We start from the raw sequence: 22,088 nt of genomic DNA, 5'->3' as shown, positions 1-22,088 counted from the left end.
CTAATGAAATCCGCGAACGGAGCCGTTCCATTCGAGCACCACCCTCTCACAACAGCTGTGTTGAGCACTTACGTTCGCGCCGGTATGTCTCTGAGCGCGGCGCGTGCACTGTCGTCGGGCAGCCACGTGTAACGCAGAGACGGCATCTGAAGACGTCTGATGACGAAACGGCACTGGCAGCCAAAATCGTGCGGCTCCGCCCGCTATGGTCGTTACGGGTATCGGCGCATCCGCGAGACGCTAGTTGCCGGCGGCCTCGGCCGAAAGCAGATCGCGTCCTGACGTCTCGAAGAAATGGAGCACGGCTTTGTCTTCAAGGGACGGCGAATTGGCGACGTCAACGACAACTTGTGTGACAAACATCGCCGCCGCAAGCCCCACGTGAGTGAAGGTGTTTCGCAGTATTCACGCCCGCGAAAATCGCCGCACCTTATAGATACGGTCATATCCTATTCGGAAGTTGGTGACGGCATGAAGGGCTGAAGGCGGTGTATCTTAGTGGTGGCGCATGACACCTCCAGTTCACCACCAAAGAAGCGATGCGTCGAGACCAACGATACCATTTTCAAAATCTTCAACCACGGGCGTTCGCCGCGGGCTAGAGACGGCCTAGCATCCATTCGGGACTATCAAGGCCCGCCTGGGAGCCGCGTGCTCCTGTGCAAGACGTCACCCTATCGGCGCGCTTTCAGACCGCCAAGACCCACGGCTAGTTTGGGTTACCGTAGAACATCAGGCTGCTCATTCTGCTTCTGCTCGACAATTAAAGCACCGCTTCCCCCCAAGTGTAGCACTCTCAACTTTGGAGGTTTAGCTAGACATCTGTCGTAGCAGTCCTGTAGGAGGACTTCGAGCAACTCGAGCAAATATCGGTCAGAAGGTGAGGTCCTTTCCGCCGTTTGGCGGCAATAAATCTGCAGCCAACAAAAATCAATTCGTGCGACCTTGACTTTGAACACGAGAATTGAGTCAGCGAATGGCCTTCAATATCCTAAAGAAGATTGCGCTTCAGCTCTTCAGCACTCCGGCTTTTCCGCCCCAAAAAGACCGATTTTCTCTTCAGCCATGGAATTTCGCTGCGCAAGCTTCTCAGTCCGAGCGCGCCGCCCAGGCGTCGCACCAAGAGCTTCTTAGACAGAGGAAAGAATTGCAGATCGGTCGAGGAGTCTATATCTCGCCAGATGCCGATGTGAGCGTCGGTCGTTTGAAGATCGGCGACAACACTGCGGTTGGCGCTTCCTGCCAAATTGGGATCGATGTCGAGATCGGGCAGAACTGCACGGTCAATCCTGGAAGTATAATTCGCGGCTCCGTGCGAATTGGGAATGACGTCCGCATCGCGTCTGGGGCTCAAGTGCTTGGCTTCAATCACAGTTGGCAAGACCTTGAGCGTCCCATATGGCAGCAGCAGCTGATCCAAAAGGGCATAGAGATCGGCGACGATTGCTGGATCGGTGCCAATGCGCTGGTACTCGATAGCGTTCGCATTGGAGCCCATGCGATCGTTGGCGCTGGCTCCGTTGTGACAAAGGATGTTGCCGACTGGACGATCGTCGCGGGCAATCCCGCGCGAGCAGTTCGATCGAGAAAATACGGCCGGTTCGCAGAATCCGAAGACCTCAGTGGCGAATGGGAGGCCTTCGTCGCCGTCGTGCGTGAGCAGATGCCCACCGCATTGGCCCGTTGCTTTTCGAGAGGTGCTTATTGCGATTTTCCCGGTGACGCGCCGCGGGTCAGACCGCTGGCCGATGCCGTTGAACTCGCCGCGATGGTAGGGTGCGACGTACCAGGCTTCACGCAGCCCCAACTCATCGAAATTCTGACATCATGGCAGGACGAGGCGACGGGGCTCGTCCCTGGCCCGTACGGCGAAGATGCTTTTGAGCGCGGCACGCCACAGGCGGCAAATCTCGAATATAGTCGCTCTGCATATTCCGTGATGTCGACAGGATATGCGCTTGAGTGCCTCGGCATCGGTCTTCGATATCCGGTCTCGGTTGCACACAATATGTCTTCGGCCGATCTCGTGGACATCCTTGATCGTCTGCCTTGGACTGACCACGCGTGGCAGTGCGGTGCTTGGATCGATCATTTTGCGACCGCGTGCTATTTCAACGCAAAACATCACGGCCTGGAACGTGATATGTCCGATCTACAGGGTTGGCTCGCCCACAAAGCCGATGCCGGAAGCGGACTTTGGGGCACGTGCTCGCCACCAGGGGATTTCCTCCAGCCGGTCAACGGGTTCTATCGCCTAACGCGCGGCGCTCATGCGCAGTATGGATGGAATATTGGCACTCCTGACCGCGTGATCGACAGCGTTCTGGCTCACGCCCACGACTCGCGGCACATGGCGGAAGTTTCGGCGACGGCATGCAACGTGCTGGATGTCGTCCATCCGCTTTATCTATGCGGGCGGCAAACCGATTATCGCCGCGATGAGGTTCGTGCGGTTGCACGCTTCTGGCTGAAAAGGATCAGGGCGCATTGGCAGACCGATGAAGGCATGCGCTTTAAGCTATCTGATACTACCCCGGCACGACTTCAAGCGACCGAAATGTGGCTGGCTGTGGCCTGGCTTTGCGCCCATCTCTTAGGGTTTGCTGGCGTGGATGATCCCTTTAGGCCTAGGGGGGTACATCGACTGTGACCACTCCAACAGCTAATCGCTATGGCAGTAGCGGCGATCCGCTAGTCATGACGCTCCTGGTTCGAGACGAGGCTGACATTATACGCCAAAATATTGAATTTCATCTGTCCCGCGGCGTGGACCACGTCATTGCGACCGATAACGCTTCGACCGACGGGACGACAGACATACTCGAGGAATTTGCCCGGGCCGGCTGTCTGTCATTGATCCGCGAGCCGTCGAACGACTATCGGCAGATGGCGTGGGTCAACCGGATGATTGCACTGGCGACCGAAAAATTTGGCGAGATTTGGCTAATCAATAACGACGCGGATGAGTTTTGGCGACCTCCCGATAATTCTGAGGGTCGGGTAGGGAACCTGCGTGATGTGCTTACTGCTTCACCCTCGCCGAGCGTGCTGTGCCGTCGCCGAAACATGATCACATCGCCTGACCGGCTCGGTGCGAAAGCATGGTCGGAAGCGCTGGTCTGGCGCTCTATGATCGAAACCAGACCAAACGCAGCCGAGCTGGCTCGGCCCGAGCCCATGGAGCATCCCTTTTTCTGTTACAATCTTCCTAATAAGGTGCTTATGCATTCCAGAAATTTGGTATCAGTAACAAAGGGGTGCCACTCCGCCACTTTTCGCGATCCTGTGAAGCCGGTCGACCTTGGCATAGAGATCTTTCATTATCCGATCCGGTCTATTTCCGAATTCACCGCCTCGGTTACACACATCTATCGGGCTATTTTACGCGACGTAGACCGAAAGCCGCAGGAATCGACAAAATATATTAGATGGGCGAACATTCTGGAGCGGACAGGTTCTACTCGTAAGCTCGTTGAAGACGCTTTGCCGACAAGGAGCCAGCTATGGCGATACCGCCTCTCGGGGAAGCTGGTAAAGGATCATAGGATGCGGAACGATCTTGCGGGTATCTAGCCCGCCTCATTGTTGGCGCCCGCCGTATTTGAAGTGACACTGCGAGATGCCAAATCACGCGGTTGAACTGCAGGGATGCTCGTAGCTTCGTATTTGTGCGTGAATGGTCACGCTGGCCTACCCAATCGTGATATGCCGGCATGCCGGCTCAAGTAATCAGTCTCGGAGGGCGAAGCCGACATTGCAATCTTTTCAACATACGTGTTGATCACCGGCACTCGATGTCCGGATTGAGTCAGAAAAGATCTTGGCACGTTGGAGCGAGACTGAAATCTGTTCGAATGAATGTCGGCTTGATTCCCGTAGCGATACGTTCAGCTCGATAGAATTCAGACCGACTGCGCCAATCGCGTCCAGGCGTTTTACTCATTCCCGAAATAGATCTGGATTTCGGATCCGACAAGAACCTGCGACTGGAAAACTTTGAATATCCTTGGGCCTGATTTCGAAAAATACAATGCCACAACGCTGAAGCTTCGCTCGAAAGCATCAATCCCTGGCCTCCAAACCAAACATTCGAGTCCCTGCCCGAATTCACACCAAACGGCAAGGATATTGTTAAAAATATAACTAGCGTCGATTGCCTCGTATCGAATATTCGCCCGCTATTTACGAATTTATAGGACGCAAGACGAACTCATCGATATTTATGACTATCGATCGATCACGGGTCATTCTCTAAAATTGCAACGTCATCGAGATAGAGCCATGCCATGCATCGTCTCATCCGCGTCGACGTGGATAATCCAATCGGCATCGAGTTCCTCAATTGCCCTCCTTTTGCATCCGGATTGAAGCTGAAGTTCAAACGCACCGGCATAAGGTAGGTTTGAAAGATGAACGAGGCGCGCGATAATTCGCATTACGAACAATGTCGATTGCTCCGTCAGTATATTCGTTGTCAATTATAGTGAAGCAATCATCTTTATGATCAAGGCAGTCTGCGGTATATTCCCCGTTCGTTACGCAAACAAATAACTGCCGTAATTTTTATGTTCCCGCCCTTTCGGCAATAACTGGATTATCGGCTCACGCCGCTCCATCTGCAGCCTCCCAGTAATAGGTGCTACGGATCGCGCCGTATTAAGGCGGACGCTATGCGTCCAATAGCATGTGGAGATCGCAGCCGGTGCAGATCTTGATTTGAATACCAGACAAGCGCAACGTGTTAAAAACTTTCGCATAGCCGACCGTGGGTGTTGATATTGGCACTTCCGCACCTTGCGGCCGCAAAGTCATAGGGGGTAGACCAGCTCCAAAGCTTTTGACTCTTTGTTGCATAGGAGACGGCGTTGACAAACGCGCAACTTTTTGGGAATTCCTGTAGGACAAACCTGCCCCCCCAAGAAGATCAAGTTTCATCGCAATCAAAACGCGTTTGCATTCTGGTTCTCGGAATGCATCGATCCGGTACAAGCGCGCTGACGCGCGTTCTTAATATAGCTGGCGCCAAACTACCCAATTGTCTCATCGGCGCAGGTGTCGGCAATGAACTTGGCCACTGGGAACCCGCGCGCCTCGCAAGTTATCACGACGAGTTGCTGCAGGAACTCAATTCGCACTGGAGTGACTGGCGGACGATCGACTGGGGCACTCTGCCTCTTTCCAGACGTCAGCAAATCAAAAGCGACATCGTAAGACATTTAGAAGATGACTACGGTGACGGAGAACTGATTGTACTGAAAGAGCCGCGAATCTGCCGCTTCACGCCGTTCTTCTTGGAAGCGCTGGACAAAGCTAGGTATGATGTTCGTATTATCCTACCACTTCGCAACCCACTTGAAATTGCCGACTCTCTCCGAACGCGCGGTGATTTGGGACCTGCTGAGACAATGCACTACCACTCTTCGCTTCTATGGTTGCGCCATGTATTGGACGCGGAAATCGCGACAAGAGACATTCCGCGAGCCATAATTTCTTACGACAGCTTACTTTCAAATTGGCGCGAGACATTGGCATTTTTGTCTCGACGGTTGCGCGTCAATTGGCCCAATAGCCCTGATGAAATCGATACGAGAGTTCAAGAATTCCTTGCGTCGGAGAGACGACATCATCTGTATTCGACCGAAGACCTCTATTTACATGAAAATGCGTTCAATTGGCTGACACAAACGTACGAAACAATGCTTACCCTCCAGCATAATCCGTATTCCAAAAATGCGTTGCAAACCCTCGATCAAATACGGCGACAATTCAATGATCTCCAGCCTGTGCTGGTAGGATTGCTTGCCGAAAAACAGCGTACTTTCGAAGCTGCAATTGAGAAACTCAACAATAGCACGCTTCATGACAAAACCACGATATCACATTATGAAGATATGCTTCAAAGTCACAGAGACGAGATAACCTCGCTCCAGCGGAGGGTGGACCGTCGCAAAACATGGCTTCGAAAAGTGAGGCGTAATCTTTTCAAGCCAATGACACACCTTTTGACAAAGGAGGGCAGACGAAGCGATTAGATGTTTAAAGTGCCGGCTTTTTTAAAATTTTTTCGGCTCAGCTTCGACAAGCTCCGCTACCTGCCGTATTAACGGAAAGCACGATTAAGCCGACGGCAGCTATCGTATAGTTTACCACCTCTAGGGGCTCGCCTGCGTCTGTCCTGGCTGGGGCATAAGCGCCAGTTTGATGCAGTGCTCGGCCAAGCAAAATCTTTGGAGAGCGCTTCTTTGGCGCGCCGATCACTCTGGTTGCGGAGTAAGGCACGGAGCCAAAGTCGGTTCGCATCACTTTTTTCGTTTGCACTCTTCGGATTGATGCCTGATTCAACCCCAACCCGAATATCCTGCCTTAAGGTATTAGCCACCCCAGCTTGCCATCAAACTCGAAAACGCTGGCTCAATGCTTTTTGCCGGCCCACCAACAGGTTTCCAAATTCAGCCGTCCGCTTCTTCAGTATTTACGCCGCTCATTTCCGAAAAATCAGCAATTTTCTCACGGAGTAATGCCTCACTTTTATCAATGAGCGTTCGATATTGGGCGTTGGAAAACGACCATAACGTAGAAACGCTATCATCTCTGTGATCAACAATGAATGGAACCACGGTAACCACGCGCAAAGACTGCTGTCGTTCAATAAATCTATCTATCGTATTTATTGAGACATCGCCGTTGGATGGATCCCATTTCGATAAAATCTGCAACGCTCTCTTAGAATAGATGTTGTACACCATGCTAACCATTCTATCGAGAGTCACAAGCGTTAATCCATCAATCGAAGTCACTTGAACCACTTTCGTATCTTGGTGAAGATCGGCTATCAACCCGCAGAAGAAATCCCAATCCACCTCTTCAAGATGACGCATTATGCATTCGAGATCGCCTTCTCGTTGATTGCGAAATACAGCATCGTCCTCAAAAACAGTAAGCATTTTGAAGTTTTGCTGGAGCGCCTTTGCTGCCAAAAACTTATAGCTTAATGCGCACCCAACCCAGGCAGGAACCGCGCGCAGCCCGTCGAAGGCAAAATCATCAGGATGGGTTCTGCGAAATTCAGCCCGTCTACGAAAAGTCTCGGGCAAACTCAAAGCCAATCGCGCGGAAGGAAGACGATACGCCTCATTAGCATCCCAAAAAACGTCATACGAGATAATACGCATGGCAAGCAGCAGCCGGGTTAAATGAAATCGAAAGTTGGTCTCCTCTGCACTAATCGCATTGTTTCTAGAAGACACATCCGCGTGGGAGAAGCCTCTTAGGGCCTCTCGAATGTTCACAATCAACGCCTCAACATCCCCAGGTTCGACGAACCGGACACGTTCATTTAATTCGGGGTAATCTTCCTGATCAAAGCCTACTTCAGAAACAACCTGACATCCAAGCGACAAAGCCTCAAATATACGCGTACTCTCAAGCAATGCACCTTCGTAGTAATGGATATTTACTACTACTTTGGATGCGCGGACCGCATCGCGGAGATCTTTACCAAAGGTATCATTCAAAATATGGATTCGAAATTCCTTCGCGAGAGCATCTAATATTTTTCGACGCCGGTCGACTTTGTCGTCGCCATAAAATAGAACGTCATATTTCTTGGCGATATCGAAGCCCTCCTCGCCTAGAAACGACGAATAGTTATCAATTGGGCCGAGCGGAATATAAAAGAGCTGCGGATGTGATATTCCGAACTTGTCTAGCGCGGAAATATTGACCATCGAATATTCCGCCACTGCAAGGCAGCTTCGCAGAATGTCGATATATTTCGCCGTAAACCAACGAGAAGATACGGATTGCTCCATCTGAAAGGCAATTGTTTTTGACGGGGGTGGCAAATGCTCGAACATCTGCGGACAGACGACAAAATACAGGTCACAATCGTCTTCTCCAGAATACTCTGGCATCTGAAAAGTCCGAAAATTTAGACTGGACAAATGCTTGGACAAAAGGTGCCCAACAAATTGGGTGTGTCTTGTCGTGATTATCCCGACTCGATAAATACTGCCGGAGCGCAGCAGCGGCGCTTCCCAAGCTAAATATTCGCTTTTCCTGGCTTTGCGGTATGCCTTTCGTTTCTCGGCATTTAATGGATGACGCCACAAGGCTCTAAGCTTAAGCTTCAGTCGGTAGATTTTGTAATCGCTTTTCATTTATTTTTAGGATTCGATTCAGAGACGCCCAAATTCCCTTGGAGAAACGCTAACCCAGCCCTTAGTTCATGCTCGCCTTAGGCGGAAAACCTCACGGAGCTGACGAATGCATTTGAGACCTCAGCTGCAATTTTAGTTTCTCAGCGCGTTCCATGCAAAAAAAAGGTCAAAAAAAGCAAACACTTCGAACTGCAGTGACTTATTTGCACGCGCCTATGGGACAACGTCCTAAGGCCACTCTCTGTTGACCCCTTCTTTTACGCCGACCTACCCGTCGACTCACAAGTGATGTGGGGTCGATCTTCTGCCGATAGGCGCAGATTGTGATGCCAGCGCGAAAAAAGCGCCTTCCCGGCAACAGCTCTCTTGGCAACCAGCGACGAGCAGAAAATAAAATTCAAAAGCAAACAACCACAAATGGGTTTTGTGACAAGATTTTGCGGGCTCCGAAAGCGATTTGGCTCACTACAGATTACTAAAGTCGCCCGGATCATACGTAAATCAACTTGGTCCCACCCTAACATTGTTCCGGCGATCAAAGCATTAGATCTGAACGGCAAGAGATGACGAATGTCGATAGCCAATTGATTCGGCGCCGCTCAGCAGAAACCGCGGAGCGCATCGACCGCCGAAGCTCCGTCACCTCGATCAATGCCCCACACGACGGCTTTCACAGCGTCAATACCCGAACACTTGAGCAAAATTTACGTTACTAATGCAAGCATAATCTAGGATGAAACCTATTTCGCCCGCCGCTAACTTGCTAGAACTCTAACAGCCTCAAAGTGTTAGAACTGCATCTTGCTAGATCGCCAATTCCTGCTTTGCACGCCGATAAATGAACCCTATCAACGCCCGCGTGGCAGCGTCGGCGCCATGAAAGGGAGGGTCGCCTGTGGATGTGATGGTCGTCCGTTCGCAATTCCCGTCCTGCGCAAGTGACCTCGGGGTCTCTAAAAGCGTTCTCCTTGCCTCAGGCAGGAGGCAGCTATGCTTCGACGCCTTTCACGTAGGATGGCTTATCGTGAGATAGGCGAGCATCGAAAACACCTTCGAAAAAGCCTTCTTTCACCATTGGGCAAGCTCTGCGGGCGAACTAGCGCGTCGAACGGGGCCAGTTTTTCTTGAAACTTCGCCATCGGGCATCAATAGTGCGTTCGGTGGGCTAATGGGGCGGACGGAATTTATGGCGCATGTACTGGCCGATTTCCTGGAGGGAAGGAATCGTAACAATTTGGACGGCCTTTACCGAAGCTTCGGTGGGCGTCGGCTATCGGCGCATCGACCTGCTCGCAAAAAGGCGCGGAACCCGGCGAAACCCGGCAGGCGACTCAACTTCGAATCCATTTTAAATAATATCCGTATCGTAATTTTTAAGCCTCAATCGAACAGCGACCAGTCGTTGTCAGTAGCATTGCTCATCAAGCACTAGTCTGCTTCATGCTGCTTCAGGCTCTGCATTGACAAAGCCCAGGATCACAACCTATGCAGATCGCCCATTCGAAAATTCCCGGCCCCCTCGTAGTCGCACCGAAACGGTTTTACGATTCAAGAGGGTTCTTTACGGAGCTTTACAGTGCCAAGGCGCTGGAACAAGCCGACATCAAAGACGTATTCGTCCAAGACAACTTTTCACTATCTACGACTGTTGGAACCGTTCGCGGCTTGCATTTCCAGATTCCGCCGCATTCGCAGGCAAAGCTCATTCGAGTCAGTCGCGGACGCATCTTGGATGTGGCTGTCGATATCAGGCGCGAATCTTCGACCTACGGTCAGCATGTTGCCGTGGAACTCTCGGCCGACAATGGCCATCAAATCTTCATTCCGCACGGCTTCGCGCATGGTTTTTGCACTCTAGAACCTAACACCGAGATTGTTTACAAGGTTTCCAGTTATTATGCCCCTCAAGCCGAGGGTGGAATTTTGTGGTCGGACTCGGCCTTGAATATTGCTTGGCCGATAAGCAAAGATGCAGCCGTCGTCTCGGAGAAAGATGCAGTGCTTCCTGTGTTGAAGGACCTGGCCGCGGTCTTCTAATTTTTACTTGTGTTCGGGGGAAAGCATGAGGGTCATCATCACCGGAGGGGCCGGATTCATAGGCTCGGCCCTCGTTCGCTATCTCGTTCGTGATCGGGGATGGGAAGTCCTAAACGTCGATAAGTTGACCTACGCCGCAAATTTGCAGTCTCTTGCGTCGGTCTCCGACCGACTAAATTATCGCTTCGTGCAAGCCGACATCACCGACATGGCCGCGATGCGTCAGTCATTTGCCGATTTCCGACCTGACGGCGTGATGCATCTTGCAGCCGAGAGCCACGTAGACCGCTCCATTTCCTCCTCCGGAGAATTCATCAAGACGAATGTTCTTGGCACCCACGTCCTTCTGGAGGCTGCCCGCCACTACTGGCGCGATCTCTCCGCGCCGCGCCGTGCGGCATTCCGATTCCTGCATGTCTCAACGGACGAGGTCTTTGGCACTCTCGACGAGAATGAGTTTTTCGCTGAGACAACCGCCTACGATCCAAGATCGCCGTACTCGGCCAGCAAGGCCTCGTCAGATCATCTCGTTAGCGCCTGGCGGGAGACCTTCGGGTTGCCGACGCTGATCACGAACTGCTCGAACAACTACGGTCCCTTTCATTTCCCGGAAAAGCTCATCCCACTCATTCTGCTCAACGCGCTGGAGAAAAAGCCGCTGCCCGTTTATGGCGACGGCCGGCAGGTGCGCGACTGGCTTTATGTCGAAGATCACGTCAAAGCTTTGACGACGGTCTTCGAACGCGGCCGGATTGGCGAGACCTATAACGTTGGAGGCCGGGCGCCCATGGAGAACCTGACCGTGGTCGAGCGCGTTTGCGATCTCCTCGACGCGCGCATGCCGGATGGCGAGCCGCGGCGAAGTCTCATCACCTTTGTCACGGACCGGCCAGGTCATGATCGGCGCTACGCGATTGATCCGACAAAAATCGAAACCGAACTTGGCTGGTGCGCGGAAAAAACGTTCGAGACCGGCATTGCAGCGACCGTGGACTGGTATTTGAACAACGCCTGGTGGTGGCAACCCCTACGCGAGAATGTCTATTCAGGAACGCGGCTCGGATTACTCCCTAAGTCGACCACAGCTGACGAACTTGCGGAGAATTCCGTGTGACGGCGGACACTCCAACCATTCTTATCCTCGGCCGGAACGGTCAGGTCGCACGATCTCTCGAAGAACAGTTGATTGCGCATGGACGCACTGTCGTAAAAGTTGGCCGACCCGAGGTCGACCTCTGCGATCCGTCGAGCGTGTCGCGGGTCATTCGCGTGGCCCGACCGGCATGGGTTATCAATGCGGCCGGCTACACCGCCGTTGATCGGGCGGAAGACGAAACTCAAGCGGCGTTCGCCGCCAATGCCATAGGCGCGCAAGCGGCGGCCCTAGCTGCCTCCGAAGCTGGTGCGCCAATCATTCATTTCTCGACAGACTATGTGTTCGACGGGACTAAGGCCATGCCTTACGTCGAGACCGATGCCACCTCTCCGCTCGGAATTTACGGTCAAAGTAAGCTCGAGGGCGAGCAACTCATCGCGAAGGTCAATCAGCAACACGTTATTTTGCGTACTGCCTGGGTCTTTAGTCCGTTCGGTGCAAATTTTGCGAAGACCATGCTGCGCCTCAATCGGGAGCGGCCGACGATTAATGTTGTCGATGATCAACACGGCAACCCAACCTACGCCCCGGATCTAGCAGACATCGTGTGCCGGATCATCGCTCGTTTAAGCGAGTCACCTTCGGACCAGAACAATTTTGGCATATTCCACGCGGTAAATAACTCTCCAACTACGTGGTGCGGTTTCGCGCAGGCAATTGTCGAAGGCGCAGCGCAGCGCGGCGCACCGCACGCAACCGTCAACCCGATCACAACAAAGGATTATCCGACCAAGGCGGAACGTCCAAAGTACTCCGTGCTTTCGACCAATAAGCTTGCGAAGGTTTACGGTGTCCGGCTCCGGCCGTGGCAGGACGCTCTGTCCGATGCTCTCGACCGCTTGATCGGACGGCGGAATGAAAAACCATCGCATCGCTTGCAACAGGATTTCGGCTAATCAGCATGAGCGCCACAAAAGGAATCATTCTCGCGGGAGGCAGCGGCACGCGTCTTTATCCGTTGACACTCGCACTTTCGAAACAACTTCTCCCCGTCTACGATAAGCCGATGGTCTACTATCCGCTCTCAACGTTAATGCTCGCCGGCATCCGCGACATCCTGATCATCACCACACCGCATGAGCAAGCACTTTTTAAGAACCTCCTCGGAACTGGCGAGCAGTTCGGAATTCGATTGAGCTACGCCGTCCAGCCGGCGCCCGAAGGGCTCGCACAGGCATTCATCATCGGCCGGGAATTCATCGGTAACGATCGCTGTGCCCTCGTTTTGGGCGACAACATTTTTTACGGTCACGGCCTCGGGCCCTTGCTTCGCGCGGCCGCTGCACGAGAGGACGGGGCAACGATCTTTGCCTATGAGGTTGCCGATCCTGAACGCTATGGCGTCGTTACGTTTGACGCGACCGGAAAGGCCCAGACGATCATTGAAAAACCGAAAGCGCCGACGTCCAGATGGGCAGTGACGGGCATCTATTTCTACGACGAACGCGTGGTTGAACTTGCTTCCAAAGTTAAACCCTCCGCACGCGGAGAACTCGAAATCACGACGTTGAACGAGCTCTATCTCAATGTGAACGCGCTGCACGTTGAGAAAATGGGTCGCGGCTTCGCCTGGCTTGATACAGGAACATTTGAGAGCCTGATGGACGCCGGAGAGTACATTGCAACGATCGAACGCCGTCAAGGCTTGAAAATTTCGTGCCCGGAAGAAATCGCGTTTCGAATGGGCTATCTGTCAGCGGATGAAGTAACGGCATCGCTCGGTCGCTTGGGAAAGAGTGCGTATGCGGAATACGTAAGACGCATCCTGACGGCCGAATAAGCCCATCCTTATCCATCAAGGCCTACGCCAAGTTGATCGCCGTGATTGTTTTGTCGGCCAAACAACTTGATTAAAACAGCCGATACGACAGCCCGAATGACGAGTACGTCATCTAAGTAGCCAATTAAACTACCTTGGTATAATCACAAGCATGGTGGCGCAAGCGGTTCGCTGGAATAGACGGAAAACAAATTGTGGACACTCCCCTTCAATAAATTTTCAATAAGCCGAACAGCCTATATCCTTTGCCCAGCAGGGGGGGGGCGAACATGGGCGGAAAAATATTTGTCCACATTGGAGGCGAGAAGACGGGCACAACGAGCCTTCAAGAGTTCCTCACCCGCAATGCATCGAAGTTATCACCACAAGGCTTTTACTACCCCAGCGAGCCGGACAACATAATTTTTTCGCATACTGCTCATTTTCCCGTTGCCGCATCCCTGATAGATCAAAAGGTTGGATTCATAGATAGACAACGGCGAACGACACTTTCTCTCGTGCCTGCTAGCCTAAAGCGAACGATAGCAGGCACAAACTGTACAACCATATTATCATGCGAGCATTTTTCATCGCGACTGAAAAACGTCGAACAGTTGAGAGCCCTCCGAAACTTACTTCCAGCGGACGAAATTAAGATCGTCTACTACATTCGGGAGCCCTCAGATCTTGCTCTGGCCTCTTGGTCTACGTTTGTCCTGTGCGGGGGAAGACAGGAGTTCGATCCTAGCATCGTCGTCCCAGCAAACCGATATTTCAACCATTTAGAAACTCTCCGTTTATGGGGGACTGTATTCGGTGACGAAAACCTGATCGTACGCGAATATAAACGTTTGGCACTCAGATGCGGGGACATTCGTCGGGATTTCTGCGATGTGCTGGGAATTCAAACGGCAGCGATGCAGTTCGATCAAGATGCTAATCAGTCAATCGATTTGCAGCGCCTCGAGGTTCTCAGATATCTTAATTTCGCGCTCTCAGAGTTTCACGAATGCGAAGATAAATGGCTAGTGGCCGAAAATCTCAGGGCAGTTGTTTCTTCGCATATTCCGGAAGGCGGTGATTTAAACATGCTGATAAGTGAAAAAGAAAGAACCGCCATCAAAGCACGCTTCTATGATGTTAACCGACAAATCAACGAAAAATACTTAAGTGGTCGCTTGTCGAACGATTGGTTTCCAGATCCAGAAATGTCCCGAAAAAACAGTGTTGCAACGACTCCGACCCAAGACATCTCACCAATTCTCCGTGAAACGATTATTCGATTAGCCACCACGATGGATGCTTCCAATCGAAAATTGCGAGAAACTCAGCAATTGCGAAAAGCTCCGCGTTGCAAGGAACGCAGGTTAAGCCGATTTTTCAAACGATTGAGACGAGCATCTGGAAGGCTTTTGGAACTCTCCTCAGTAAGAAATTGAATGTGTCTCCGAACGCTCGCGGCTTTTTTTGGAGGGAGAAGAGGCCGGGAGTTGGCGGCGAAAAGTGAAGGCCCAGGGCGATCTTTTCTGCCCTTATCACGACGTCACGGTATAAGTTAGACAGCGGCCTCATTTGCCTACCATCTGGGCTGGCGGAGGCGCCGCTTTGTGCAGACCGAAATGCTGACGGCAAGATCACTTCTGTTGCTGGCGGCTCATAATTCAGCGACGAGTATGGTCTGACGGCGTTATAGTGTCGTCGCCTCCAGCTTTCGACTAGCACCTGAAGTCGTCATAATTTTACTGGCCCAGTCGGGTCTCACGATAGCGTCGTCATCCAGAATACTGAAAACGCTCCTGTGAGATTGCGCAACCTCATGTTTCGCGCGTGGGAACGGATTGGCAGAGGCTGCACGATATACGTGACGCCCCTTGCTGCAGCATACGTCTCACGTGCTTTTGAACCCCAGCGAAATTATCAACAACGATAATCTTAAAATTAGCAAGCGTTTGGCGAAGGAGGGATTCGATCGCACCATCCAGAAGGTTGTAGCGATCATATGTGCACACCACAACAGATGACATCTGCTTCAAGAATAACGGTCATTTTCCTATAGCCGCTTCCCTGCTTGTGGGTGTGGTCGCGGTGGAGTTCGTATGTGGACGGGCATAGAACCCTATCGTCCGTGTTGCCTAATGCTTCGAGCTTTTGCGCACGATAAGCTTTTCTTTCGCGAGAATTGAGGGGATGTCGCAAGAAAGCGGATGCTTTCGCAAGTTTTTGCGAAAATCTGAACGTCGGCTGAGGCCTTGGGCTGCGTGCTTGAGTTCGCAATTCGACATTGTAGAATGCTCTATCGAGTATGCCTCTAAGTGCTCCGGCCGAAATAGTCACGGACACCTCAAAGCAAACCAATCCGGCAGACACTTGTACGATGCAAGCGTGACATGTGACCGACCCACGAAAGGCTGCATGGTCCAGGATCAAGAAAAGTAGTGCTCCCTTCAAAGGGATTGCTAAGTTTCTTCCGCCCCTATGAGACGGCCCCTGCTTCGGTTATTTTATTGGGACTTTAGGCTCTTCCCGGGCCAGATCCGGTAAACGAGATTGACATTGATCCGCCAATCCTCGGCGACCAGCATCTGGCGGATGCGAACCGTAATGGCAGTACCGCGTCACGAACCGCACGATGTCGGCAATCATGCGCTTCATTAACAGGCTTCGAAAAATGCCGTCTTTGCGTTGCGTGTGGCTGTCCAACGACAGGACACGTGCGACCCTCCGAGACATCTGGACACGAATGGTCGTGTTCAACACGAGCCGCTCGCGGCAAGAGTTTCCTTGAGGATCAGCTTGTCCAACGTCTGCTTGGATATCGCTTCCTAAGGCGCTCGTTCTCGCGGATGATTATCACATTGGGTGGCGTCAAGAATTTGGCCCGACTCCGGCAAATTGAAGTGATCGAAGTTGAAGGTAGCGGCCAGATTAAGACAAACTTCGCGTGCATCTGTCCATACAAAGGCATGACTGCGACGACAGATCACTTGCGAAACCTATCAGTCGAAAGATCAAAACCTTCAGCGCTCGAACTGAGTAACGGGATCCGCAAAGATCTACACGCCCCGTCCATGCCTCCGATTTCATTATCAGCGACCCAGACCGTAGTAATTCCGAACTCAGTCAAAAAGGGATAAAGCCCCATCCTCTCGGCAAAGATTGAGGGAAGGATTGAAACGGAGGGCGACAGCAATCCGCGCACGCGATCAAAGAGGGTTGCATCTCCGCTTAACAGAACGGTGACGTCTTCACCGCGTCCCGATACTGTATTAGCCAAACGGCACGCTGCGGAAACAACATGTTCGTCACACGCCGCCAAAATCAGCAGTATATGATTTATATTTCGCGGAGTTTTCATGACTTCGCCAATGAGACCCCCCTGGGCAAATTCACGCCCCGCGGCATATCCCAAATTGGCGACGCATATCGCCCAGGCGTTTTGCAACAATAATCTGATCGCGGATTTATTTACCTCGTAGTGCCTTCTTAAAGCTTGGGCGATGCGAACATGTTCATTATAAAAGCTCTCACTCTTTAAGCTTGCTTTTGAGCTGTTTGACGTGTGGACTCTGAAATAAGCCTTTGCATTCGGATCATAGGCAATTCGGCCGCCCCGCGCGACGCGACTGTAGAGATACCAGTCGCCGCAAATTCTATAAGAAGCCAATTCAGAGAAGATATCCGGACTGAACTCCTGTCTTCGGAAGAGGCAGCCACCAACATTTGCAACAACGTTCTTGTTGCCAAACGGACCATTGAACCAGGAATAGGCACTCGCGATTATCGGCGCCCCCCAGAACTTCGATGCAGAGAGCGAGAGACCTGATTGCGGAACGACGATCCCCTCTCTGTCGATCGAATCTATCCGGCCGAATGCCATCATCACGCTCGGATCACTGAAATATGGAACAAGCGTGCCAAGAAACCTGGGATCACACGTATCGTCACTTTCGCACAGCCAGATTAAATCTCCTTTCGCCAATTCAAATCCCTTCTCCCATTGGCGAAAAATGCTTCCGGAATTCATTTCGTTGAACACAAGCTTCACGGGCACCGAAATGTCCCGCGTCATTTCAAGAATGACATTTCGGCTATCGTCCGTAGATGCATCGTCCAAAATTATCAATTCGCTTAGTTCTACTTCCTGGTCGAGAATTGACCGTATTCGCTCCCGAAGGAACGCGGCATGATTATAATTCGGAATAATCACCGATATCCTTTGCGTCCGCTTGTCTCGAAAGACCGGAAGCTCGCCATCAACCGATATGCCGTATTTCGCATTCGGGGGGAGCCCCGAATGCGAAACCGACTTGGTCCCAGCGAATTGCCTGCGCTGAAAACCATTAAATTCGATCGCTTCAACAAGACGTCCGCGAAACAATTTACGTTTGGAAGATTTGAGCGGATGCCGGATATAGGCCAACAGCTTCGCGAGCTTATGCCTCGGCCGGATTGTCCAGATCGCAGTCATTGTTCGCAGCGCACCGCGAGGTCGACATCAGCCCGCGCGTCCATTTGTGATTGGAAATTGCGCTGTCTCATTTATGAAGAAAATGACAATCTAACAAATCTTCCGGGATGCAAGCGGACGGCGTTGGCAAACATACGCAGCTTGAAGAAGTCCAGGCGACGGTGGTGGCTCGCAGCGAACAATAGAGCTTCCTGATAAAGCTTCTTATTTTGTTTCTTCATTCGAGGCGAAGTACTCTCGATCTTCTTTACAGCCGAGAATTTGGCGTCAAACAAAGCCGTGGGATCGAGAAGAATGAGTGTGGCTCGAAAAAATTCAATATGTTCAGATATGAGGTCATCCAGGAGCCGGTCATTCCAAAGATCCGGAGGACCACGATAGAAGCTCGCCGGATCGGAATGGCCCGCCATTCTCAAATGATAACAAGCCTGCGCCAATGCTGCCGACACCCGCTGCTGAATTTTATGCTTTTCCGAGACACTCGCTCCGTGAATCCGATGAAGGATTCCAACAAATGGCAAATTATCCACCTTCGCGTGCTGCACTACCCTAAGCCACAAATCATAATCTTCGGCATGCCGGAAAGCTTCCCGATAGCCTCCAAGCTTTAAGATAGGCACGCGGCGCATCATTACCGTCGGGTGACATAGTTCACAGCTGCGAAGCAACGCTTCCGAAACCGCTCCTTCTCCCTGCACAACAGTTGGAGTGTGCAGCACGCGACCGCGACCGTCGATCAATTTCCTCGCCGTGCCGACAACCCAAACGTCTGGGCGCCGGGCCAAATATTCAATCTGCTGCGCAAGACGACCAGGCAAACAAACATCGTCCGCATCCATGCGGGCGACGATAGGAGCAGTCGCACTCTCAAGCCCGATATTGAGGGCAGAAACTAGACCTAGCTTGCCACGGCTGATGACGCGAACTCGCGAATCGCGATCTTCGAAGTTCTTCAAAATAGCACTGGAAGCATCACTCGATCCGTCGTCGATGCAAATGAGTTCAAAATCGCGAAGTTCCTGCCGAAGAACACTTTCAATCGCCTGAGACAGATATTTCTCCGCATTATAGACGGGCATAATGACAGACAGAATTTTGCTCATCTCACCCTCATCCCACCTTTGGTGCTTTGAATCCTCTCCCACAGCACCGCTGCTAGCCAACGGAGATCGACAATTGAGAAAGAATCGAGCTTAAAGGGCATTCCAGCCTCGCAGCTGAACTTCGACCACAGGCGCACTGATCTCACTCCACTTGAACCCGCCCAGTCCGGCCGCCAATTTAAGCGGCGTTCACTTTCAACCGCCCAACGATCCGCTCATAAAAATTGTCGGCGCTGGCTGAAACGGCACCCAAGGCGAACTTCTGCGCACAATAGCTGCGGCCCTCTTGAGCGAGCCGGCTCATCATCCCCGGGGCGCCAATTAAGGTGGACACCTGATCGGAGATATCTCCAGCAGAAAAACGATCGGGCAAAAACAATGCGTATTTGCCGCTGACTTCCTTCAGTCCACCGGTCCCAGAACTGACAACTGCACAACCGGCAGCGTGAGCTTCCAGTGCGGTACGACCAAATGGCTCCTCCCATCGAGATGGCACAAGTGCAATCGAAGCTTCTTCTAATCGCTCCCGAACGACGGCAAGTGTTTGATTGACCTCCACCACCACCCGATCCGCGACGGGACGTAACGTCGCCATGACATCTTGAAGATAATCGGGAAACCGCTGTGTCTCGCTCAGTATGAATCGGGCGGACCAAGATGGCTCTCTACCCAGAATATCGACAACGGCCTCGGCGGCTTCTTTAATGCCTTTTTCCGGTGCCGCGCGGCCGACGCAGATGATCTCGCGCCGGCGCGTATTCGCAGGCTGCCAATCACTGAAATCTAAGCCATTGTAAACAACCGACATAGGGGTTGTAACTTCGGGCCAGTCTGCGCGAAATTGATCTCTACACGTCTCGCTGACGAAAATAATTCCTGCCAGAGCTTTGTATTGATTAACGTGCCATCTACGTTTCAGCACGTTCAATACGCCTGTTGCCGGCACCGATTTGATCATGTTGTGCTTGTGCAAGATCACAGGCGTTGAAACTCTGCGTGCCACTCCGGCTGCAGTCGGAAGATGCTGTTGAACGACAATAAGATCGGCCGAGCTCTCTTGCGCTTGGTCCAACGCAAACTTCGTCTTTTTTGTCTTGTGGCGATCTATTGACGGCGGGTACGTCGAGATATTCAACCCCGAAAACAGCGTCTCATTCTCACAACAAAGTATTTTTGTCGTATCTCGATAACGACTGGCTTTGATGAGATCATATACGCAAAGATCAATCGATGTCGCATTGGAGGGACCAAAGCGCATATTTCGGGGCATGAAACAGGTTATGCGCATCCAGTTCGATTTACCCCTCCAAGCCTCAACCTGAGTGCATGCCTTTGACTGCACAGTCAAGCCAAACAAAGATCCGACAGCCCCGCAACATCGCGCAAATGTCTAAATAGCTTCCGCGAGCGGCTGCTTGGTTTCGAGGAACTTCGCAAACTGCAGCTTGAACAGACGACTATAGGCGCCGCCTGCGGCCATCAACTGCTCATGAGTGCCACTCTCGATGACACGACCGGCTTCGATCACATGGATCAAATCGGCATGCAGGATCGTCGACAGCCTATGAGCGATGACGAGCGTCGTCTTCCCTTCCGTCAAGCGTCGCAATTCGCGCTGGATGACGTCTTCCGTCTCACTGTCGAGCGCCGACGTCGGTTCGTCCAACAGAATGATCGGCGCATTCTTCAGAAAGGCACGCGCCAGGGCAATGCGCTGGCGCTGACCGCCTGAGACTTGTGCGCCAAGTTCGCCGACCTGCGTATCATAGCCACGCGGCAGTGATTTGATGAACTCGTGTGCGCTCGCTGCTTTGGCCGCTTCGATGCACTGCTCTTCAGAAGCAGTTTCGTGGCCGGCCCGAATGTTATCGATGATCGACCCTTCAAACAGGAAAGCATCCTGGCCGACGACCGAGATGTTCTGCCTCAACGACTTCAGCGAAACGTCAGCAATCGACTGGCCATCGATCTCGATGGTGCCGGCGTCCGGGACACGCAGACGCTGGAGGAGCGAGAAAACCGTGGTCTTACCGCCGCCGGAATGACCAACCAGCGCAGTCACCTTTCCCGCAGGCACGGAAAAGGTCATATGCTCAATAACCGGCTTGTTCGCCACATATCTGAAAGCGACGTCGCGAATGGCAATCTCGCCGCCTTTGACATCAAGCTCAGGCCTGCCCGGTGGCTCGTCTTCTCGCGCCGGCGTATCCAAGATCTCATACATCATCCGCACACCAATCGAGGCGGAGGCGAGTTGCAGTTGGACACGAGAAAGACGGCGCCCTGGATCGGAGCACATGAGCAAGGCGGTGATAAACGCAAAGAACTGGCCAGGGCTTGCGCCATGATAGAGATTTTGCCAGCCGGCGTAGAAAATGACGGCGGCAACGGCACAGCCGCCGATAGCCTCCATCAAAGGGTTAACGCCGGCCTGAATGCGCAGCATCTTGTTGGACAGTCGCTGGACGGCTTCGATGGCATTAAACATCCGACCGCGCATCGTATTCTCGAGCTGGAAGGATTTGACGACCTGCGCTCCCTGACTGAGCTCGCGCGTCGCCTGGATGATCCCCGCCATCGAATGAATTTCACCCTTCGTCGCTTTCTTAATCCGCGCCACCATCTTGCGCGATGAGATCGCAGCGACAGGGCCGCCGATCAGCGCGATCGCCGACAGAACGGGATCTAGCGCGATCATCGTGCAAACGAGACCCACGATCGTGAACAAGTCACGACCCACATTCAACGAAACAAGCGTCAGCATGTCCCGCACGGCGCTGGCATTGTAAGATATGAGGGTGACGAGATTGCTCGAACTGTATTGTTGAAAGAAGGCGACATCGACTTTCAACATGTGGTTGAACATGCGTTTTTGCGTATCCGCCACGAGACGGTTGCCAATGTTGCCGACGATGACCTCAGAGAAATAGGCTGCAACACCCTTGGCGATGAAAATCCCGACGATAAGGAACGTAATGCCGATCAACGCTTCGCGGTTCTGATTCACGAAGATCGTGTCGATAACGGTCTTCAGCACATAAGCACTTAGAGACGTCGTACCCGCGACAAGCAACATGCAAACGATGGCGATGGCGTATCGCGGAGCGTACTCCCGGCCATTCTCGCGCGCTAGGCGTTTCAATAAATCAAGGGTTGTAGGCGTCGTCGACGGCGTCGGCATCCGCTTCTCTCTGCTTTCGCGACTGACCGCCGCGCCGGCTCGCGCAACGCCCAAACGCGTTGATGTGTACAAGGGCCAAAGTCAACGAACGCATCCGCATGCGCAACAACGTTGACAGCACTAAGCCCGTTCTACGTAAATCTCACCGGCGGGCGGCCTCTGGGATATAATCAAAATCTGCCAGCGAGGGTACCACGCTCCCTTCTTGGTCCACATGTGTTTCCG

General features: G+C 52.4%; 14 protein-coding genes and 2 pseudogenes. 9 read left to right on the top strand and 7 right to left on the bottom strand.

Annotation, left to right across the window (positions count from 1 at the left end):
- Positions 1–249: 249 nt before the first annotated feature.
- A pseudogene (locus tag RLW41_RS19620) lies at positions 250–396 on the bottom strand (NmrA family transcriptional regulator); the annotation flags it as partial.
- A 580-nt stretch (positions 397–976) separates the two neighbouring features.
- Here RLW41_RS19620 and RLW41_RS19615 point away from each other — a divergent pair.
- The 4 genes and pseudogenes from RLW41_RS19615 to RLW41_RS19600 form a co-directional block, all read left to right on the top strand.
- Positions 977–1,519 (top strand): annotated as a pseudogene (locus RLW41_RS19615) (acyltransferase); the annotation flags it as partial.
- A 3-nt stretch (positions 1,520–1,522) separates the two neighbouring features.
- Positions 1,523–2,650, top strand: coding sequence for a hypothetical protein (locus RLW41_RS19610; RefSeq protein ID WP_414464670.1), 1,128 nt, complete (start codon positions 1,523–1,525; stop codon positions 2,648–2,650).
- The gene (locus RLW41_RS19605; RefSeq protein ID WP_414462579.1) at positions 2,647–3,573 is read left to right on the top strand and encodes a glycosyltransferase family 2 protein; all 927 of its coding nucleotides are present in this window, start codon (positions 2,647–2,649) and stop codon (positions 3,571–3,573) included. The genes RLW41_RS19610 and RLW41_RS19605 overlap by 4 nt, the downstream gene beginning before the upstream one ends.
- A 1,292-nt stretch (positions 3,574–4,865) precedes the next feature.
- Entirely contained in the window at positions 4,866–6,032 is a 1,167-nt protein-coding gene (locus RLW41_RS19600; RefSeq protein ID WP_414462578.1) for a sulfotransferase family protein, read from the top strand.
- Between the two features lie 417 nt (positions 6,033–6,449).
- On the opposite strand, the gene RLW41_RS19595 is transcribed toward RLW41_RS19600, so the two are convergent.
- Positions 6,450–8,159 (bottom strand): methyltransferase type 11, encoded by a 1,710-nt coding sequence (locus tag RLW41_RS19595; protein WP_414462577.1) that lies wholly within the window; start codon positions 8,157–8,159, stop codon positions 6,450–6,452.
- A 1,485-nt stretch (positions 8,160–9,644) separates the two neighbouring features.
- Between RLW41_RS19595 and rfbC the strand changes: the two genes are divergently transcribed.
- The 5 genes from rfbC (at position 9,645) to RLW41_RS19570 (ending at position 14,550) form a co-directional block, all read left to right on the top strand.
- Positions 9,645–10,196, top strand: coding sequence for a dTDP-4-dehydrorhamnose 3,5-epimerase (gene rfbC, locus RLW41_RS19590; RefSeq protein WP_414462576.1), 552 nt, complete (start codon positions 9,645–9,647; stop codon positions 10,194–10,196).
- A gap of 25 nt (positions 10,197–10,221) precedes the next feature.
- Positions 10,222–11,310, top strand: a complete 1,089-nt coding sequence (rfbB, locus tag RLW41_RS19585) for a dTDP-glucose 4,6-dehydratase (protein WP_414462575.1) — start codon at positions 10,222–10,224, stop codon at positions 11,308–11,310.
- Positions 11,307–12,248: a dTDP-4-dehydrorhamnose reductase gene (gene rfbD, locus RLW41_RS19580; protein WP_414462574.1), complete on the top strand. Its 942-nt coding sequence runs from the start codon at positions 11,307–11,309 to the stop codon at positions 12,246–12,248. The genes rfbB and rfbD overlap by 4 nt, the downstream gene beginning before the upstream one ends.
- Before the next feature lie 5 nt (positions 12,249–12,253).
- Positions 12,254–13,132, top strand: a complete 879-nt coding sequence (gene rfbA / locus RLW41_RS19575) for a glucose-1-phosphate thymidylyltransferase RfbA (protein WP_414462573.1) — start codon at positions 12,254–12,256, stop codon at positions 13,130–13,132.
- A gap of 269 nt (positions 13,133–13,401) precedes the next feature.
- Entirely contained in the window at positions 13,402–14,550 is a 1,149-nt protein-coding gene (locus RLW41_RS19570) for a hypothetical protein (RefSeq protein WP_414462572.1), read from the top strand.
- A 375-nt stretch (positions 14,551–14,925) separates the two neighbouring features.
- Here the strand turns inward: RLW41_RS19570 and RLW41_RS19565 are convergent, their stop codons facing one another.
- The 5 genes from RLW41_RS19565 to RLW41_RS19545 all read right to left on the bottom strand — a co-directional run bounded on the left by RLW41_RS19565 (position 14,926) and on the right by RLW41_RS19545 (position 21,863).
- Positions 14,926–15,135, bottom strand: a complete 210-nt coding sequence (locus RLW41_RS19565; RefSeq protein WP_414464620.1) for a glycosyltransferase family 2 protein — start codon at positions 15,133–15,135, stop codon at positions 14,926–14,928.
- 956 nt (positions 15,136–16,091) lie between these two features.
- Positions 16,092–17,531, bottom strand: coding sequence for a glycosyltransferase family 2 protein (locus tag RLW41_RS19560; RefSeq protein ID WP_414462571.1), 1,440 nt, complete (start codon positions 17,529–17,531; stop codon positions 16,092–16,094).
- Positions 17,532–17,650: 119 nt separating this feature from the next.
- Positions 17,651–18,682, bottom strand: a complete 1,032-nt coding sequence (locus RLW41_RS19555; protein WP_414462570.1) for a glycosyltransferase family 2 protein — start codon at positions 18,680–18,682, stop codon at positions 17,651–17,653.
- A gap of 178 nt (positions 18,683–18,860) precedes the next feature.
- Positions 18,861–19,952, bottom strand: a complete 1,092-nt coding sequence (locus tag RLW41_RS19550) for a glycosyltransferase family 4 protein (protein WP_414462569.1) — start codon at positions 19,950–19,952, stop codon at positions 18,861–18,863.
- Between the two features lie 120 nt (positions 19,953–20,072).
- Positions 20,073–21,863, bottom strand: coding sequence for an ABC transporter ATP-binding protein (locus tag RLW41_RS19545; RefSeq protein ID WP_414462568.1), 1,791 nt, complete (start codon positions 21,861–21,863; stop codon positions 20,073–20,075).
- Positions 21,864–22,088 lie beyond the last annotated feature (225 nt).

Source organism: Hyphomicrobium sp. DY-1 (genome assembly GCF_047497105.1).
Classification (GTDB): Bacteria; Pseudomonadota; Alphaproteobacteria; order Rhizobiales; family Hyphomicrobiaceae; genus Hyphomicrobium_B.
The sequence above is the reverse complement of the archived record's forward strand: the minus strand, read 5'-3'. Positions and strand labels throughout refer to the sequence as shown.

What these genes read in the sequence shown, in the direction of transcription:
- RLW41_RS19595 (WP_414462577.1), bottom strand. Translation starts at nt 8,159, where the DNA reads ATGAAAAGCGATTACAAAATCTACCGACTGAAGCTTAAGCTTAGAGCC.
- rfbC (WP_414462576.1), top strand. Translation starts at nt 9,645, where the DNA reads ATGCAGATCGCCCATTCGAAAATTCCCGGCCCCCTCGTAGTCGCACCG.
- rfbB (WP_414462575.1), top strand. Translation starts at nt 10,222, where the DNA reads ATGAGGGTCATCATCACCGGAGGGGCCGGATTCATAGGCTCGGCCCTC.
- rfbA (WP_414462573.1), top strand. Translation starts at nt 12,254, where the DNA reads ATGAGCGCCACAAAAGGAATCATTCTCGCGGGAGGCAGCGGCACGCGT.
- RLW41_RS19570 (WP_414462572.1), top strand. Translation starts at nt 13,402, where the DNA reads ATGGGCGGAAAAATATTTGTCCACATTGGAGGCGAGAAGACGGGCACA.
- RLW41_RS19565 (WP_414464620.1), bottom strand. Translation starts at nt 15,135, where the DNA reads ATGTCATCTGTTGTGGTGTGCACATATGATCGCTACAACCTTCTGGAT.
- RLW41_RS19555 (WP_414462570.1), bottom strand. Translation starts at nt 18,682, where the DNA reads ATGAGCAAAATTCTGTCTGTCATTATGCCCGTCTATAATGCGGAGAAA.
- RLW41_RS19550 (WP_414462569.1), bottom strand. Translation starts at nt 19,952, where the DNA reads ATGCCCCGAAATATGCGCTTTGGTCCCTCCAATGCGACATCGATTGAT.
- RLW41_RS19545 (WP_414462568.1), bottom strand. Translation starts at nt 21,863, where the DNA reads ATGCCGACGCCGTCGACGACGCCTACAACCCTTGATTTATTGAAACGC.